This window comes from Nocardia sp. NPDC049190 (assembly GCF_040648115.1).
In the GTDB taxonomy this organism is placed as follows: Bacteria; Actinomycetota; Actinomycetes; order Mycobacteriales; family Mycobacteriaceae; genus Nocardia.
In genome coordinates this window covers 125,616-141,296 of record NZ_JBEZDE010000017.1, presented here as the reverse complement: position 1 = coordinate 141,296, position 15,681 = coordinate 125,616, and the positions used below count along the sequence as shown (strand labels likewise).

15 protein-coding genes, 1 tRNA gene and 1 pseudogene are annotated in these 15,681 nt (G+C 65.5%); 10 read left to right on the top strand and 7 right to left on the bottom strand.

Going from position 1 to position 15,681, the window contains the following annotated elements; all coding sequences use genetic code 11:
- The 3 genes and pseudogenes from AB0B25_RS17285 to AB0B25_RS17275 all read left to right on the top strand — a co-directional run.
- A pseudogene (locus AB0B25_RS17285) lies at positions 1–95 on the top strand (transcriptional regulator); the annotation flags it as partial.
- Between the two features lie 230 nt (positions 96–325).
- Positions 326–736, top strand: coding sequence for a hypothetical protein (locus AB0B25_RS17280; RefSeq protein ID WP_357179985.1), 411 nt, complete (start codon positions 326–328; stop codon positions 734–736).
- Between the two features lie 300 nt (positions 737–1,036).
- Positions 1,037–1,174 carry a hypothetical protein gene (locus tag AB0B25_RS17275; RefSeq protein WP_357179982.1) on the top strand — a complete coding sequence of 46 codons (138 nt, stop codon included), beginning with the start codon at positions 1,037–1,039 and terminating at the stop codon, positions 1,172–1,174.
- Positions 1,175–1,318: 144 nt separating this feature from the next.
- Here the strand turns inward: AB0B25_RS17275 and AB0B25_RS17270 are convergent, their stop codons facing one another.
- Together AB0B25_RS17270 and AB0B25_RS17265 are read right to left on the bottom strand one after the other, a co-directional pair.
- Positions 1,319–1,693 carry a hypothetical protein gene (locus AB0B25_RS17270; protein WP_357179979.1) on the bottom strand — a complete coding sequence of 125 codons (375 nt, stop codon included), beginning with the start codon at positions 1,691–1,693 and terminating at the stop codon, positions 1,319–1,321.
- A 440-nt stretch (positions 1,694–2,133) separates the two neighbouring features.
- Positions 2,134–2,445 (bottom strand): hypothetical protein, encoded by a 312-nt coding sequence (locus tag AB0B25_RS17265; protein ID WP_357179976.1) that lies wholly within the window; start codon positions 2,443–2,445, stop codon positions 2,134–2,136.
- A 206-nt stretch (positions 2,446–2,651) separates the two neighbouring features.
- Between AB0B25_RS17265 and AB0B25_RS17260 the strand changes: the two genes are divergently transcribed.
- Together AB0B25_RS17260 and AB0B25_RS17255 are read left to right on the top strand one after the other, a co-directional pair.
- Positions 2,652–3,816 (top strand): IS3 family transposase gene (locus tag AB0B25_RS17260; RefSeq protein WP_357179973.1). Its coding sequence is split into 2 segments (ribosomal slippage): positions 2,652–2,936 and positions 2,938–3,816, totalling 1,164 coding nucleotides; the frame shifts between segments, so codons are not numbered across the junction.
- A complete protein-coding gene (locus AB0B25_RS17255) occupies positions 3,708–4,127 on the top strand; it encodes a tyrosine-type recombinase/integrase (protein WP_357180007.1) in 420 nt (139 codons plus the stop codon). Before AB0B25_RS17260 ends, AB0B25_RS17255 begins: the two co-directional genes overlap by 109 nt.
- 59 nt (positions 4,128–4,186) lie before the next feature.
- On the opposite strand, the gene AB0B25_RS17250 is transcribed toward AB0B25_RS17255, so the two are convergent.
- A tRNA-Gly gene (locus AB0B25_RS17250) sits at positions 4,187–4,260 on the bottom strand.
- 395 nt (positions 4,261–4,655) lie between these two features.
- On the opposite strand from AB0B25_RS17250, the gene AB0B25_RS17245 reads away from it, so the two are divergent.
- The gene (locus AB0B25_RS17245; protein WP_357179970.1) at positions 4,656–6,020 is read left to right on the top strand and encodes a flavin monoamine oxidase family protein; all 1,365 of its coding nucleotides are present in this window, start codon (positions 4,656–4,658) and stop codon (positions 6,018–6,020) included.
- 19 nt (positions 6,021–6,039) lie between these two features.
- Here AB0B25_RS17245 and AB0B25_RS17240 read toward each other — a convergent pair whose 3' ends face one another.
- The gene (locus AB0B25_RS17240; RefSeq protein ID WP_357179967.1) at positions 6,040–6,753 is read right to left on the bottom strand and encodes a phosphatase PAP2 family protein; all 714 of its coding nucleotides are present in this window, start codon (positions 6,751–6,753) and stop codon (positions 6,040–6,042) included.
- A 270-nt stretch (positions 6,754–7,023) separates the two neighbouring features.
- Here AB0B25_RS17240 and dcd point away from each other — a divergent pair, with 270 nt between their 5' ends.
- Positions 7,024–7,623 carry a dCTP deaminase gene (dcd, locus tag AB0B25_RS17235; protein WP_357179964.1) on the top strand — a complete coding sequence of 200 codons (600 nt, stop codon included), beginning with the start codon at positions 7,024–7,026 and terminating at the stop codon, positions 7,621–7,623.
- A gap of 126 nt (positions 7,624–7,749) precedes the next feature.
- Here the strand turns inward: dcd and AB0B25_RS17230 are convergent, their stop codons facing one another.
- Entirely contained in the window at positions 7,750–8,199 is a 450-nt protein-coding gene (locus AB0B25_RS17230; protein WP_357179961.1) for a hypothetical protein, read from the bottom strand.
- A 237-nt stretch (positions 8,200–8,436) separates the two neighbouring features.
- On the opposite strand from AB0B25_RS17230, the gene AB0B25_RS17225 reads away from it, so the two are divergent.
- The 3 genes from AB0B25_RS17225 to AB0B25_RS17215 all read left to right on the top strand — a co-directional run bounded on the left by AB0B25_RS17225 (position 8,437) and on the right by AB0B25_RS17215 (position 12,757).
- The gene (locus tag AB0B25_RS17225) at positions 8,437–9,777 is read left to right on the top strand and encodes an XRE family transcriptional regulator (protein ID WP_357179958.1); all 1,341 of its coding nucleotides are present in this window, start codon (positions 8,437–8,439) and stop codon (positions 9,775–9,777) included.
- Between the two features lie 89 nt (positions 9,778–9,866).
- On the top strand, positions 9,867–11,123 hold the full coding sequence (locus tag AB0B25_RS17220; RefSeq protein ID WP_357069465.1) for a pyridoxal phosphate-dependent aminotransferase: 1,257 nt from the start codon (positions 9,867–9,869) through the stop codon (positions 11,121–11,123).
- Between the two features lie 362 nt (positions 11,124–11,485).
- Complete coding sequence (locus AB0B25_RS17215) at positions 11,486–12,757, top strand: YibE/F family protein (protein ID WP_357179955.1); 1,272 nt, start codon at positions 11,486–11,488, stop codon at positions 12,755–12,757.
- Between the two features lie 57 nt (positions 12,758–12,814).
- On the opposite strand, the gene AB0B25_RS17210 is transcribed toward AB0B25_RS17215, so the two are convergent.
- A complete protein-coding gene (locus tag AB0B25_RS17210; RefSeq protein ID WP_357179952.1) occupies positions 12,815–14,128 on the bottom strand; it encodes an Hsp70 family protein in 1,314 nt (437 codons plus the stop codon).
- Between the two features lie 149 nt (positions 14,129–14,277).
- Positions 14,278–15,600, bottom strand: coding sequence for a UDP-glucose/GDP-mannose dehydrogenase family protein (locus AB0B25_RS17205; RefSeq protein WP_357179949.1), 1,323 nt, complete (start codon positions 15,598–15,600; stop codon positions 14,278–14,280).
- Between the last annotated feature and the right edge of the window lie 81 nt (positions 15,601–15,681).

The following is a 15,681-nucleotide window of genomic DNA, read 5'->3' as shown; positions in this document are numbered from 1 at the left end:
GCTCCGAACGGCACGGTATGAATGTCATCCACCGAGCCCACCGCGACGCGCTCGCCGCACTATGCGTCGTGCTCGACCCCAACTGCTGCCGCTGAACCCGGTATCCAGGAGGGCGGTTCGGGCCGAATCGAAAAGCCTGCTGATCCAATTGACGTGCGAACCGGCCAGGGGGCCCGCCGCCTGCGAGTCGGCGCGTGCGTTACACGACGCGGGAATAGGCTTCGACGTGTACGCCTCCAACGATGAAACCGCTTGGCATGGCCGGCGCTCGCCACAGACTTAATATCATCGTCCCGCCCGGGCAGGAAAGCGCCGGTGGTCCGAATTGGCAGGTGTACAGAGCGCCCCGGAGACCGGCAGCATCGACATCGGAATGAGCGGAGCGGCGACGAGCATTTCGAACGAATCGAGCCAGGCGTCCATGGCGGCCGACCGCGTCGCGTTCACGCTCGCCTGCGATCTACCCAGCACTGCCGAGTCCGACATCGCGACCCGGACCACCGGCAGACATACCTACCTCGCCGAGCGGATCGACATCGACGGAGGGCCCCGGCTCAGCCCAGCCAACCGCTGCGCGTACGTGGTCGCGCGCCCGGCGCGCCCGCCGCGCTTCGACGCTCGAGCGAGAAAACTGCTCGACTGGGCAATCCATCACCCCTACTTCGGTCTGTACCGTTCATTGTGTGTGCAAGTTGCGGCAACAACGCTGCCCGCGCGCCACCTATCACGACCATGACCGCACCCGTAGCAACGCGCCAGGACAGGCGGGCTCCGTGTACGGCTAATTCATCTGGGAGACAGAATGACTATGCTCGCGTACCTCGGCCGCCGGGGCTGCACCAGCAGCGAATGCACCCGCCTATTTTCCGACGCCGACACTCCATGCACCGGTTGGCATTGCGGCGTCTGCCATGAGCCCTCGTCGGAGCAGGGGCACGGGAAGTGCTCGGAGAGGATCGCGTGAGTTGTCTACGACGAGATCCGCGCCCGCATCGCCACTGACAAGATATGCGATCGGGCGGTCATCGACGGCGAGATGATCGAGCGCGCCCGCGCGGAGACCGTGGGCGACATTCTGGAAATCGCCGAGAAGTGGCTACTCGAGGACTGGAGGTCGGAGGAGACATTCTTCGCGCTGCGAGAGATGGTGTGCCAGCAGGTGCTGGAGTGTTGAACGAGGGCCTATGGGACCAGGAGCCGGAACCGTGGAATGTCGTCTGAACTGGTAAATTGGCTCACGCTCGGCGCAAGCTGGACGCCCTTCTCGAGGAAGGATCGAAGCCATGAGCACTGACGCGGACTTAGCAGCAAGGCTGTGTCAGCGCCTCCACACCTCGGCGACAGCCACAAATGTTTGTTCGGCCCGAGGAGAGGTCTGGTTGGGTTCCATGAGGAGTCCATCGAGCGACACGATCACCGAGTTGGAGCGCAACGGCGGGTGACACCCCCGCCCCCGCCACGCCGAGCACGGCGGGGCGGGGCGGGAAGCGAAACAGCAGCGGCGCCGGCGTGATAGCACCCGCAGGGCATTCCGTATCCGCTCGAGAAGTTCCAGGGAGTTGCCGGCGTCGGCTGCCTGGAAAAGTTCTGCGGTTTCCTCGGAGGTGAGCGACCAGCCATCGGCGCCGATGATCGAGAGTGTGCCGTCGATGTGGCTGTGCCTGATGCCGATGGGTTGGTTGTCACTCGCCATGGTCGGCCCCGTCCCCGCAGGCAGAGATGTAGGCGGACGCTGATAGGTACTGTCGGCAGTCCGGGCCGTGGCGACCATGTACGCGGGCGACGAAATCGGCTTCGTCCAGCGAACGGTATGCGCCTTTCTGTCAGCATTTCTGGTGGAAGTGTCGCCACATTTCGGTGTCAGCGAGGGTTGTCATCGGATCCTCGCGGGGACAAGGTGCTTGGCCGCGATAGCACATCCATTGCGGCGGACTTGGCCGCGCAGTTGTCGGCGTCGCAATCGAGGCGGTCCTGCATCACCTCATGTGCCTGCTCGACGCTGTAGGGGATGTCCGGCGCTGGATGGCAGCCGCCCATGCGAGCCATGAAAGCAGGCAGCAATATGAAGATGAGGGCGATGAGGGCGAATATGAAAATGCTTGCTGCGAGGACGATCAGAGTTTCGGCATCACTTCATCCCTCCGGATACTGAACGCGACCCGGAAAGATCTGGACGGGTGCTACTACGCTGCACACTGTCGTGATCTCGTCCACCAGCGCTGGATTCATGTGTCGCTGGTCGGCGATCACCACGGCTGCGGTGCGATGTCTGTGGACCTTCGCGAGTAACCAGTTGCCGGGATTGGGCTCGATTTCATCGCCGGGCGTGAATATCTTGACGAGTGTGTAGCCGACGCGATTGGCCAGTTCGTGGATCGTTGTAGCGTCTCGATGAGGGGCCGCTGCCAAATCTTTCCGCAGCAATCCGATCGCGTTTGCGCGCATCTCTACCGTCCTCGCTACTGGGTGTTGGTGTGCACCCGGTGCCGGGGCTTTCTCCGTCGACTGGCGGCTCGGTGCTGCCGATGGACTGGCATCCCCCGGTGGCGGGTACCTAGATCAAGGACACGCTGAGCGGGCGTCTGGGGCTGCTGCATGGATAGGTGACATCGATCTGGCTTGCCGGGAGGCGGGCCTGGAAGGATGTTCACGTGCCTAAGCCGTATCCGCAGGAGTTCCGAGACGATGTGGTTCGGGTTGCTCATAATCGTGAGGACGGGGTGACGCTGGAGCAGGTCGCCACTGATTTCGGTGTTCATCCGGTGACGTTGTCGAAATGGATACGTCGAGCCGACGTCGACGACGGGAACAAGCCAGCGACGGCAAGGACCGAGTCTGCCGAGTTGCATGATGCCCGGCGCCGCATCCGATTGCTGGAGCAGGAGAACGAGGTGCTGCGGCGAGCCGCGGCGTATCTGTCGCAAGCGCAGTTACCGGGAAATGTTCTACCCGCTCGTGAAAGAGCTTGCCGCCAACGGGATTCCCGTGGTGTTGACGTGGCGGGTATTGCAGCTTGCTCGCCAACCGTACTACCGACGGCTGGCCGAGCCGGTGACCGCCGGCGAGGTCGCCGAGGCGTATGGGGCCAATGCGTTGTTCGACGCGCATCGCAACGACCCGGAATTCGGGTACCGGTTTCTCGCTGACGAAGCCCGCGAGGCCGGCGAAACGATGGCCGTGCGGACCGCGTGGCGGATCTGCTCGACCAATCGGTGGTGGAGCGCATCCGGTAAACGTCGACGCGGTAAGAACGGCCGCCCCGGTCCGGCTGTCCATGACGATCTCGTGCAGCGGGACTTTACTGCCGATGCACCAAACCGCCTGTGGCTCAGCGATATCACAGAACATCGTACGAGTGAAGGCAAGCTCTACCTGTGTGCGGTCAAGGACGTGTTTTCCAATCGGATCGTCGGCTACTCGATCTATTCGCGAATGAAGTCCCGTCTCGCGGTCGCAGCGTTGAACAATGCTGTTGCCCGGCGTGGCGATGTGGCCGGGTGCGTGGTGCATACAGACCGCGGATCTCAGTTTCGCTCGAGGAGGTTCGTCCACGCGCTCAACCGACATCGCATGGCCGGATCCATGGGCCGTGTCGGCGCGGCCGGCGACAACGCCGCGTTGGAAAGCTTCTTCAGTCTGCTCCAACGCAATGTCTTGGACCAGCAGCGGTGGGACACACATGAACAGCTGCGGATCGCGATAATCACCTGGATCGAACGCACCTACCACCGCCGACGACGTCAAACCCGACTCGGCCGATTGACCCCGATCGAATTCGAAACCATCATGACACCAGCAGCCCAACAGGCTGCCTAACAACCGTCACCCGATCGTGCAGCAGCCCCGAAGATGGCACTCCGTATCATCCGGACACGTTGACTCGCCGATGGTCCGAGGCGCTCAAAAGGGCTGGGGTCCGACACATCCGGTTACACGATGCTCGCCACACCTGCGGGACCACGATGCACTTGCGTAAGGTGCCGCTTGCGGTGATCGCTGCGTGGCTGGGTCATGCCGACGCGAGCACTACGGCGATGATCTACACCCACTCCCAGGTCGAGGCGCTTCGAGAGGCTGCGAAGACTTTGGGTGAGGTTGTGACAACTCGTGACATTCAGGCTGGCTGACGTACGGAACAAGAACAGGCCCCGACCAGATAACTCCTGGTCAGGGCCTGTTTTCATTGTGGAGCCGATGACGGGAATCGAACCCGCGCTGTCTGCTTGGGAAGCAGAAGTTCTGCCATTGAACTACATCGGCCTGCATCTAGACGCGTCCGCGACTCTATCAGACCAGCCGCCACGTCGGTCAATTCTCTGCCTCGATAGTCCGACGCGGCCCTGTCGACGGGCGGCCCGGATCTACGCGCATTCTCGTGCGCCGGCACGGAGCCGGTGCTCGGCTCGCTGCGGTACGCGAAGCGATCCATCAGGATTCCCTAGGGCGGATCCTTTGGCGTGATCGGGCAGCGGTGGCTGTTCCGCGGCGAACGAGGTGAATCCGTCCGGGACGGATCTCATGTTTGCTATAAACTTGCTGTTCGACGGCTAGGCCTGATTGAAGACGATTCTGCACCCGTTGTCTCGAGGGTGTGGAAACCAGAGCGCCCAGCTGCACGGCGGCTCGGCGCAGAACTTCAACATGAGGGGCTCGCCATGGCAGAGGTCGATTATTGCGTCGTCGGTGGGGGATTCGCTGGACTCACTGCCGCTTTGCGGCTGAAACAAGCGGGTCGCTCGGTGGCGTTGCTGGAGGCGCGCGACCGAGTCGGCGGGCGAACGTTCACCGAAGTGCGTGCGGACGGGACCTGGATCGATCGCGGTGGCGCCTGGATAGGACCGGGGCAGGACCGGATCTATGCCTTGATGGACGAGTTCGGGGTGCCGAGTTACCAGCAGTACGTCGACGGCGAGGCCATGATGCTGGTCGACGGTAAGCAGTACCGCTACTCGGGGACGATCCCGTGGACAATGAGTCCCTGGGCGGCGATGAATATCGGTGCGGCAATGCTCGAGCTGGGACGCATGTGCAAGGCGATTCCGCTCGACGCCCCGTGGGAAGCGAAAGAGGCCGATAAATGGGATCGGGTCAGCCTGGCGCAGTGGCTGCGCAGCAATATCGCGTCCAAACCTGCGCATGATCTGCTCGATACCGCGATCTCCGGGTGCTATACCTCGGACGCCTCGGAAGTGTCGATGCTCTTCGTCTTGTACCAAATGGCGTCGGGGGGTGGGCCGGGCTTCGTGCTGGGAGTCAAGGACGGCGCCCAGGATGCGCGGCCGGTCGGGGGTATGGGGGCCGTCTACCGGCCGATGGCAACCGAGATCGGCGACTCGATCCACCTGTCGCAGCCCGTTCGGGACATCCGGCAGGACGCCGACGGGGTGACGGTCCGGTCGGACGAATTGACGGTGCGCGCACGTCGGGCGATCGTGGCTGTTCCCCTGGCGATCGCAGGCCAGATCCGGTTCGAGCCGATGCTGCCGGTCGACCGGTCGTTCCTGCAGCAGCGGATGCCGAGCGGCTCGATCTTCAAGATCGCCGTGCTGTACGACGAGCCGTTCTGGCGCGACGACGGGTTGTCGGGGCAGTCGGCCGCGCCGGGATCTCCGGCGACCATCACCATCGATGCCGGCACGAACAGTGCCCGGCCCGGGGTCATGTGTGTCATTACCGAGGGGCCCATCGCGCGGCAGATCGGACAACTCGAGGAGGGCGAGCGGCGGAAGGCGATCCTCGGTGAACTCGTCGAGCGGTTCGGCGACAAGGCCCGCTCGCCGGTCGACTACATCGAGCAGAACTGGAGCGTCGAGCGCTATTCCGGTGGGGGGATGCTCAGTCACGCACCGACCGGTGTGCTCACCCAGTTCGGTCATGCCCTGCGCGAACCTTGCGGCCGGATCCACTGGGCCGGGACCGAGAGTTCCGCCGTCATGTGCGGCTGGATCGACGGAGCCATCCGCTCCGGTGAGCGGGCGGCGAGCGAAGTAATGGAACACGACACCGCGACCGTGGCCTGAGGGAACTTCGGCTGACCGACTACGAGTGGGTCACATCAGGTGGGGTATGTGACCCGAAACGCTGATCCGTGGTCGGCCGCGGCGACGGGTTTTCCGCCGGCGGCTGGGTGAGGCGCTGGTAGACGGTCAGGCAGAAGATCAACCACAGGGCGCCGAGACACCAGCCGGCGAGAACGTCGGTGGTCCAGTGAACACCCAGGTAGATGCGGGAAAGTCCCACCGCGGCAACGAAGATCGCGGCGAGCGTGGCGGCGAGGGCGCGCAGCACGGGTCGGCGAACGCGCGGGATCAGGACGGTGGCGACTATGCCGACCACGACGAACGAGCCGAGGCTGTGCCCGGACGGATAGGACTGATTCGTCACGGACACGAGGTGATCCTCGACGGCCGGGCGGTCCCGGTCGATCAGTTTCTTGCCGCCGCGAACCAGCAACGTGGACCCGAGCCCGGCGACGGCGACGAGCGCCGCCTGGTTCCAGCGCCGGCCCAGGGCCAAGCCGAGGCACGCCAGCGTGGCGAGCACCGTCATGGCGAGGCCGCCGCCGAGCGCGCTGATCGCTACCGCGGTGGGGGACAGCGCCCCGTTGCGGTGCGCGACGACCCAGTCCGAGATGTCACGGTCGATCCCGATGCGGCCGTTGTCTCGGAGCACACGGACCGTGAGGCCGACGGCGAACACCGTGAGCAGCGCGGTGAACACACCGATCGCGGTTCGAACCCGATGTGACGTCACCTCTCCACGGTCCCATTCCGGACAAGGGCGGTTGGCCGAGGGGCCCGCTGGTAGTCGATCAGCGAGGTGTCGCCGGTGGAATAGGTGCGGAGTAGTCGGCGACGAAATCGCCATCGATGTGCGGGCCCGGCGCCGGACCGGAATCCCGGGCTGGACGCGTTCGGGCACGCGATCCGACACCATGGCCTCTGCCACCGGCATCACCACGAGCCGGGCAGGCGATGTGGCCGGTAGCGCTGACTGGTCGGGGCAGGGGCTACGCTCGTCGGCGTGCTGCTTTCCGATCGCGACATCCGTGCGGAGATCGCCGCTGGGCGTCTCGGCGTCGAGCCGCTCCTGGAAAACCTGATCCAGCCGTCGAGTATCGATGTGCGACTGGATCGGATGTTCCGGGTGTTCAACAACACCCGCTACACCCACATCGACCCCGCGCAGCGGCAGGATGAGCTGACCAGCCTGGTCGAGCCCGCCGAGGGAGAGCCGTTCGTGCTGCACCCTGGCGAGTTCGTGCTCGGCTCCACGCTCGAGGTGTGCACGTTGCCAGGCGATCTGGCCGGTCGGCTGGAAGGAAAGTCGAGTTTGGGCAGGCTCGGTCTGCTCACCCACTCGACCGCGGGCTTCATCGATCCCGGCTTCAGCGGTCACATCACGCTCGAGTTGTCCAACGTGGCGAATCTGCCGATCACCCTCTGGCCCGGGATGAAAATCGGCCAGCTCTGCCTGATCAAGTTGAGCAGCCCCGCCGAACACCCGTACGGCAGTGCGGTGGCGGGCTCGAAGTACCAGGGCCAGCGCGGACCGACCCCGTCGCGGTCCTACCTCAACTTCCCGCTCCCCTCCGCCGCGATCGACGCCGCCGAATCGCGCTGAGTCGCCCTCGCCGAGGAAAGTACTGCGCTCCATGCGCATAACGGCACCGAGCCGAATCCGCCTCGTCGACACGTGAAACGGGGCGGATCCGGCCCGGGCGGCAGCGGGAACTGATCGCGGAGGTGATCAGTCCCCGCTGCCCGCTCCTACCGCCAACGCCGTGGTGAGAACGACGGAAAGCGGTGGGAGCGTGTCGCCCCGGCTCGGCGGGTTGACCCAGAAGCACCCTTCCCGGGTCCAACGGCTGAGACCGGTCGGCAACATCACGGCACTGCCGATCGCGGGTAGGCCGATATCCACACGGTTGAGCACTTCCAGTACCTGCGGTCCCGGTCTGCTGTCCGGTTCGGCAAGGAAGCTCCACCTGATCTGCCTGGCCAACATGGGACCCCTCGTACCCTGTTGTGCCAGAGCGGCCTCGACCTTTTCCGCGCGCGCAGTCGGCAAGTGGACCACGCAGACGCGGTTGGTGACCGGCAGCATGGCGAAACCGCCACGCTCGGTGACCGGTAACCCGAACTCGTGTCGGTAGAACGCCACCCATTCGTCCACGGTCCTGAGTTTCTCCACATTCACTGCGAACTCCTTGCCTCCCGTCTTTCGAGTGTCGCGGTCCGTCCCGGCGATTCGGTATTGCCCGCACGCCCGCCTTCCGCTGCCCTTCCGCTGCCTCTGCCGAGGACACCCATTTCACCTGTGGCCCTGCTCACAAACCCCTCGTACCCTGAGAAGAGTTGCTCGTGCGGAAGGGATGACATCGTGGTCAGGCAATGGTCAGGAAAAGAGGCCCGTGCCCTTCGCGATGCCAAGCGGATGAGCATCAGGGAGTTCGCGGCGCACTTGGGTGTGCACGAACGGCTGGTGTCCAAATGGGAGGCCGGGGGCGTCCGGGTCCATCCACGACCGATCAACCAAGCCGCGCTGGATACCTCACTGGCCAGGTCCGACGACGTGGTGCGGGCCCGCTTCGCGGCAATGATCGATGAGCCGGTGGTCGATCGACCGGCCCCGGCGGGATTCGCTGCGCATGCCGACGCCTCGGTGCGCATCCACTATTCGAGCGACGCGGACCTTTTGGCTCTCATCGACACGGGTGCGATGAGAGGTGCTGCGTTGGCGGCGATTTCGGAGAGGGATCTGATCATGGCGGCTGCTCACGAGGCCAGCGAACATGTCGGCAAAGCCGAGGGCACCAATGTGGGTGCGACCACGCTGGAACAACTCGACGCCGATGTCGCGCGGATCGCGAACGACTATGTGCATATCTCGCCGGTGCCGATGATGGTGGAGATGCTGCGGGTGCGGCGCCGGGTGTACCGGCTGCTGGAGGGGCGGCAACGGCCCGCCGATACCTGTCATCTGTATCTGCTCGCGGGCACCCTCTCGGGTTTGCTCGCGAACGCGAGTACCGATCTGGGCTATTACGACGCGGCGGGCGAGCAGGTCAGGGCGGCCTGGGCTTACGCGGAACTGTGCGGGCACAACGGACTTCGGGCCTGGACCCGCGGCATGCACGCTCTGATCGAGTACTGGTCGCAGCGCCCGCGCCGGGCGGTTCTGCTCGCGCAGAGTGGACAGGAGTTCGCCGAATCCGCGACAGCGAAGGTGCGGCTGCTCAATATCGAGGCACGGATCTGGTCCGCGCTGGGCAGCCCCGCCGATACCGACCGGTGCATCCGGGCCGCCGATGACGCACTCGGGGTCGCCACGACCGACACCCTGCACGACCAGGTGGGGGGTGTTTTCGGGTTCAACGATGCCAAAGCTCAGTACTACGCGGGCGCGACCTACATCCATCTCGGCCAGGCCGAGCCCGCGCTCGCCGCCACCCAGCGGGCGATCGAGTTGTATTCGAAGGGGCCGTCCGAGCAGCGCTCCTACGGCGCCGAGTCGCTGGCTCGGGTGGACTGCGCCGCCGCCCACCTGATCAACGGAAGCCTGGACGGAGCGGCCGAGGCACTGTATCCGGTGCTCGGGCTCGACGAGGACAAGCGCATCGCGCAACTCGAGGAGCGGCTGACCGGCGTCCGCAGGCGGATCGCCACGCCGGCCTTCCGCGACGCGCTGGAAGCGCGGTTCCTGGACGAGCGGATCGAGGAGTTCTGCGGCTCCACCGCGGCGAAGGGCATCCCGCCGGCCGACCCGGCTCGCTGAGCGACTCGTCACATCGCGCGCGGCGGCGGCGCCGAAGATGGCTGATCGGACCTCGGACCGGCATTTATCCATTTGCGACGGATGGCACGATGGGACGGGTGAGCCCGAGTCATTTACCGCACCGCCCGCCGCGCGTCCTGGAGCAGTCCACAAAGCTGCAGAATGTGGTCTACGAGATCCGTGGACCGGTACACGCGCAGGCGGCACGGCTGGAGGCCGAAGGGCACCGCATCCTCAAGCTCAATATCGGCAACCCGGCTCCGTTCGGCTTCGAGGCGCCGGATGTGATCATGCGCGACATCATCGCCGCGCTCCCGTACGCCCAGGGCTACTCCGAATCGCAGGGCATTCTGTCGGCCCGCCGCGCGATCGTGACCCGCTACGAACTGGTTCCCGGTTTCCCGGAACTCGATGTGGACGACGTCTACCTCGGCAACGGGGTCTCCGAGTTGATCACCATCACCATGCAGGCACTGTTGGACAACGGCGACGAGGTCTTGCTGCCGGCGCCGGACTACCCGCTGTGGACCGCTATGACGAGTCTGGCGGGCGGTACCCCGGTGCATTACCTGTGTGACGAAGCCAACGGCTGGCAGCCGGATATCGCCGACATCGAATCGAAGATCACCGAGAAAACCAAGGCCCTGCTGGTGATCAACCCGAACAACCCGACCGGTGCGGTGTACTCCGCCGAGGTGCTGCAGCAGTTGGCCGACGTCGCGCGCAAGCATCAGTTGTTGCTGCTCGCCGATGAGATCTACGACAAGATCCTCTACGACGACGCCAAGCACATCTCGCTGGCGACAGTCGCGCCCGACCTGTTGTGTCTGACCTTCAACGGGCTGTCCAAGGCCTACCGGGTAGCCGGCTACCGGTCGGGTTGGCTGGCGATCACCGGCCCGAAGGAGCGTGCCGCCGGTTTTCTGGAGGGGATCGACCTGCTCGCCTCGTCCCGATTGTGCCCGAATGTTCCTGCGCAGCACGCGATTCAAGTGGCACTCGGCGGATATCAAAGCATCGAGGATTTGATCCTGCCCGGTGGCCGGCTGCTCGAACAGCGGGATGTCGCCTGGGAGCGGCTGAATATGATCCCCGGGGTGTCCTGTGTGAAGCCGAAGGGCGCGCTCTACGCCTTCCCCCGGCTGGATCCGAACGTGCACGAGATCTACGACGACTCGAAGCTCATCCTTGATCTGCTGCTGCAGGAGAAGATCCTGATGGTGCAGGGCACCGGCTTCAACTGGCCGAATCATGATCATCTGCGGATCGTGACGCTGCCCTGGGCGCGAGATCTGGCGGTCGCGATCGAGCGCTTCGGCAACTTCCTATCCAGCTATCGGCAGTAGCGAGAAATCGGTCGCGAGCAAGAGAATCGCCCGCTTCCGGGTTGAAAACAAACTCCATGTATGGATATAGGCCAAATTTGGAGACCGGCTAGCGCAAAAGAAGTACTTTTGTGTACAGTAGTCCTCGGCACTTCGGTGCCTGCCGGATGGCCTACCCCCCTGGGCGCATCCGGCCTCGGGTTCGGCCGCCTACCCCCCTGGGCCGCCAGCCCGCGGGCGGCGGAGACATCCCCCTGCTCTCCGCCGCCCCCTCCCGAATCCCTGTTTGCGACTTCGGCGGATAGTAGCGGCGCCACACCAATCTTGAAAATGAAATCCTTTAAGCTCGCTCCGGGCAGACACCTCTGACAAGTAGGAGCGCGGTGAGCGACCACCACCATCACCACGATCACTCGGAACCGATCGCGATCGGAGCGACCGCGGCGCGCGTGGTCATCGGGTTACTCACCACCATCGGCATCCTCGTCGTGCTCGGCGCCGTCCTGCTGTGGCCGAGCAAGCAGCACGTGGACATCCCCTTGCCCATGCAGAACGCGGGCGGAGGTGCGGTGCAGACCGAGGCGGGCACCGTGATCATGCAGGACGTCGGGCCGTGCGGCAGCACGTCGCTCGGCAAGGTGTTCGCCGACAAACCGGAGCCGCCGCGCAGCAACGCCTACACCTGTCAGCGCAGCCTGATCACCATCGATTCCGGACCGCACAAGGGCAACCACACACTCTTCGAAATCGCGCCGGGCCCAGGGCAACCCGATCTGCGTGCGGGTGACCGAATCCGGCTGGTTCGTCAGGCCGATCCGACCGGGACGCCGCTGTACTCTTTCGAGGACTACGCGCGCGGGCTGCCGCTGACGCTGATCGTCGTGGCGTTCGTGGTCGTGATCATCGTGGTGGCGCGCTGGCGTGGTCTGCGTGCGCTGCTCGGTCTGGTGTTCGCGTTCGCGGTGCTGGTGCTGTTCATGCTGCCAGCCCTGCTGGACAGCAAACCCGCGATCCCGGTCGCGCTGGTCGCCGGTGCGTTGATCCTGTACGCGGTGCTGTATCTGGCGCACGGGGTGAACCTGCGGACCAGCTCGGCGCTGCTCGGTACGTTGACGTCGATGGTTCTCGCGGCCGGACTGTCCTGGCTTGCGATCGAGCTGACGCACCTGACCGGGCTGTCGGAAGAGCAGAACACCAACGTCGCGACCTACATCCAGCACGTCAGCATCACCGGGCTGCTGCTGGCCGGTTTCATTATCGGGTCGCTCGGTGTGCTCAACGACGTCACGATCACCCAGGCGTCGGCCGCGTTCGAGTTGGCCGCCCTGGACAAGGCGGCCTCGCGGCGTGAGGTTTTCGCCGCCGCCATGCGAGTGGGGCGCGACCATATCGCCAGCACCGTGTACACCCTGGTGCTCGCTTACGCCGGTGGGGCACTGCCGCTGTTGTTGTTGTTCAGTGTGGCGGGACGGTCCATTCGTGACGTGTTGACCGGTGACGCGGTGGCGATCGAGATCGCGCGCTCCGCGGTCGGCGGTATCGCGCTCGCGCTGTCGGTCCCCTTGACCACCGGCATCGCCGTGCTACTCGCGCGTCCGTTCGGCGGCACAGAGCCCACGCCACCACGGCGCCAGGCACGGCACGCACGAGTCTGAGTTTCGTGCGGGCGCGCGGTGGCAGTCGGTATGAGTCGCACCGCCCCGCGAAGGGCGTCAGTGCGGAGGTGGCGGCGGGAAGGGGAAGACCTCCGGCGGGATCGTGGGGACCACGATCGGAGGAAGGCCAGGCACCACAATCGTATTCGGGCCAGGGGTCGGCGGCGCTTCGCTCGTGGTCTGGCGCCGGTTCGGCGGCGGGGGTGCGGCCGCCGACTCGTGCGCCGATTCCGTCGTGGTACCCGGCGCGACCGCGATCTGCGGATCGATGACGGTGGTGCGCGGCGCGGTGGTCGCGGACGCCGGCGGCGACCCCTCGTTACTGTGCGAATCACGTTCCAGCACTTGCGGACCGTAACCGAGCCCAAGTCCGATCGCGGCGATGACGGCGAGCGCGCTGACTGTCAGTACGGCGCCGCTGATCTCGCGTTTGCCCTGCGTGGCCGGTGCGGATAACCAGGCGGGAGACAGCTCGTCGTTGCCCGAGGCCAGGCTCGCGGCGGGCGTCGCCGTACGGATCGGCCGGGCCAAGAGCGCCGCGCCGCGGGCCATCACGGTCTCGGGGCTGTCCGGGACGACGACCGGCACGCCCATCCACCGCTCGAGAACCTTGGCGACCAGCGGGATCCGCGCGCAGCCACCAATGGCGAGCACCCCGTGCACGGGGCGGTCCGAGCGCACGATCACGTCACGGGCCATCCGCGCCGAGGACTCGATCGCCAGCATGATCAGTGACTCGAAGTTCTCCTGTGCCAGCAGCACCAAGCCTTGCTCGCTCGGCAGTGCGACTGCCGTGTTGCTGGTCAACTGCTCCTTGGCTTCCCGGCACAGCGCGTCCAGCTCGGCGAGGCCCGCGGCGTTCGGCGGGTGGGCGATCCGGCCCGATGCGATCTGCTGCTCCCGGATCAGCGAATCGAGGTAGTCGCCACTGATATCGCTGGTGCGTTCACTGTGGCGGACCTCGCGGGTTTGGGTGTCGACCACGCTCACCGAGAGGCCCGAGCTGCCGAGGTCATACACCACCAGCGATGTGATGCCACGAATATCGCCGGTGGACTGGGCGAACTCCAGTGCCGCGGCGATCTCCGGGACGAGTTCGTAGTTGGTCAGCTGCTGGCGCGCCATTGCCGCGCGGATCGCGCGGGCGTGCTGTTCGCTGCGGTAGGCGATCGCGGTGGCGCCGATACCCGGCGTGGACTCCAGGACGACTCCGATGGCTTCGGCCGTCAGCTCTTCCACGCTCTGCTCGACGACCGGAATGGTCTGTACGTCGAAGGAATGCGGTGCGACATGCCCGTGGGGGTTCCCGGCGTGTGGCCGCGCCATACGGACAGCGCCGGCCCCCACGGAAACTCCCAGTACCGAACTCATCAGGTGCCCATCTCGTTCACACTTCACGACATGCGAGCCTGCGCCGTCCGTCAGCTGAGGCCCGCTGGACGGACCCTACCGTCGACGATCGGTGGTGCTCGAGGCGGGACTGGTCGTCTGTCCGATAGTCCTCGCCTCGCTCCGCAACTCTACGGTGTGCCGAGTCCCGAGTACACCCATCCGCCCGCTCTCCAGGTGGCGGGATCGAGACAGTTCCTGCCGTCGATGATGCTGCGGGCCCGCACTACTCGATCCAGGTCTGTCGGACGCAGTGCGGTGAACTCGTCCCACTCGGTGAGGACGAGCACCACGTCGGCGCGTTCGCATGCCTCGGCGATCGAGGTCGCGTAGTTCAGGGTCGGAAACACCCGGCGCGAATTCTCCAATGCCTTCGGGTCATAGACGGTCACGACCGCGCCGTGCAGCTGGATCATGCCCGCCACGTTCAACGCGGGGGAGTCGCGAACGTCGTCGGATTCCGGTTTGAACGCGGCGCCGAGCACCGCGACGTTGGCGCCGAGCAGCGAGCCGCCGCAGGCGCGAGCGGCCATATCCACCACCTTGGTACGACGGCGCATGTTGATGTTGTCCACCTCGCGCAAGAAGGCCACGGCATGGTCGGCGCCGAGTTCGCCGGAGCGGGCCATGAACGCGCGGATGTCTTTCGGCAGGCAGCCGCCGCCGAATCCCAGACCTGCGTTGAGGAATCGTCGGCCGATGCGCGTGTCGTAGCCGAGCGCGTCGGCCAGCACCGTGACATCGGCGCCGGTCGCTGCACAGACCTCCGACACCGCGTTGATGAACGAAATCTTGGTCGCCAGAAAGGCATTCGCGGAGACCTTGACCAATTCGGCAGTGGCCAAATCGGTCAGCAGGAACGGGACCTCGGCGACGATCAGATCGGCGTAGACCTCGCGCACCAACTCCTCGATCCAGCCGGCCGCGTCGCGGTCACGATCGACACCGAGAACCAGCCGGTCCGGGCGCAGCGTGTCGTTGACGGCGAAGCCTTCGCGCAGGAACTCCGGGTTCCACGCCACCTCGACCTCGGTCGGGCTCAACGCGCGGGCGCGGGCGCCGAGCGCGACGGCTGTGCCCACCGGCACCGTCGACTTGCCGATGATCACCGCGGGCCGTTCCAACATCGGGGCCAGGGTGTCCACCACGGCGTGCACATACTTCAGGTCGGCGGCGTACTCGCCCTTCTTCTGCGGGGTGCCCACACCGAGGAAGTGGACGTCCGCGTGAGCGGCCGCGTCGGCGTAGGAGGTGGTGAAACGCAACCTGCCCGCATCGAGGTTGCGGCGCAGCACGCTCTCCAGGCCGGGCTCGTAGAACGGCACCACCCCGTCGGACAGCTTCGCGACCTTGCCCGGGTCCACGTCGACCCCGACGACGTCATGCCCGAGTTCGGCCATGCATGCCGCGTGCGTGGCTCCGAGATACCCGGTTCCGAAGACTGTGCATCGCATGATCGATTGGTAAGCCCCGACAATGGCCACGCCGCATCAGCGAGGCAAGGGACCGGGCAACAGTAGATGTACATGCGGCGA

What these genes read in the sequence shown, in the direction of transcription:
- AB0B25_RS17245 (WP_357179970.1), top strand. Translation starts at nt 4,656, where the DNA reads ATGGCAGAGGTCGATTATTGCGTCGTCGGTGGGGGATTCGCTGGACTC.
- AB0B25_RS17265 (WP_357179976.1), bottom strand. Translation starts at nt 2,445, where the DNA reads ATGCGCGCAAACGCGATCGGATTGCTGCGGAAAGATTTGGCAGCGGCC.
- AB0B25_RS17275 (WP_357179982.1), top strand. Translation starts at nt 1,037, where the DNA reads ATGATCGAGCGCGCCCGCGCGGAGACCGTGGGCGACATTCTGGAAATC.
- AB0B25_RS17210 (WP_357179952.1), bottom strand. Translation starts at nt 14,128, where the DNA reads ATGAGTTCGGTACTGGGAGTTTCCGTGGGGGCCGGCGCTGTCCGTATG.
- AB0B25_RS17220 (WP_357069465.1), top strand. Translation starts at nt 9,867, where the DNA reads ATGGGACGGGTGAGCCCGAGTCATTTACCGCACCGCCCGCCGCGCGTC.
- AB0B25_RS17225 (WP_357179958.1), top strand. Translation starts at nt 8,437, where the DNA reads ATGAGCATCAGGGAGTTCGCGGCGCACTTGGGTGTGCACGAACGGCTG.
- AB0B25_RS17205 (WP_357179949.1), bottom strand. Translation starts at nt 15,600, where the DNA reads ATGCGATGCACAGTCTTCGGAACCGGGTATCTCGGAGCCACGCACGCG.
- AB0B25_RS17270 (WP_357179979.1), bottom strand. Translation starts at nt 1,693, where the DNA reads ATGGCGAGTGACAACCAACCCATCGGCATCAGGCACAGCCACATCGAC.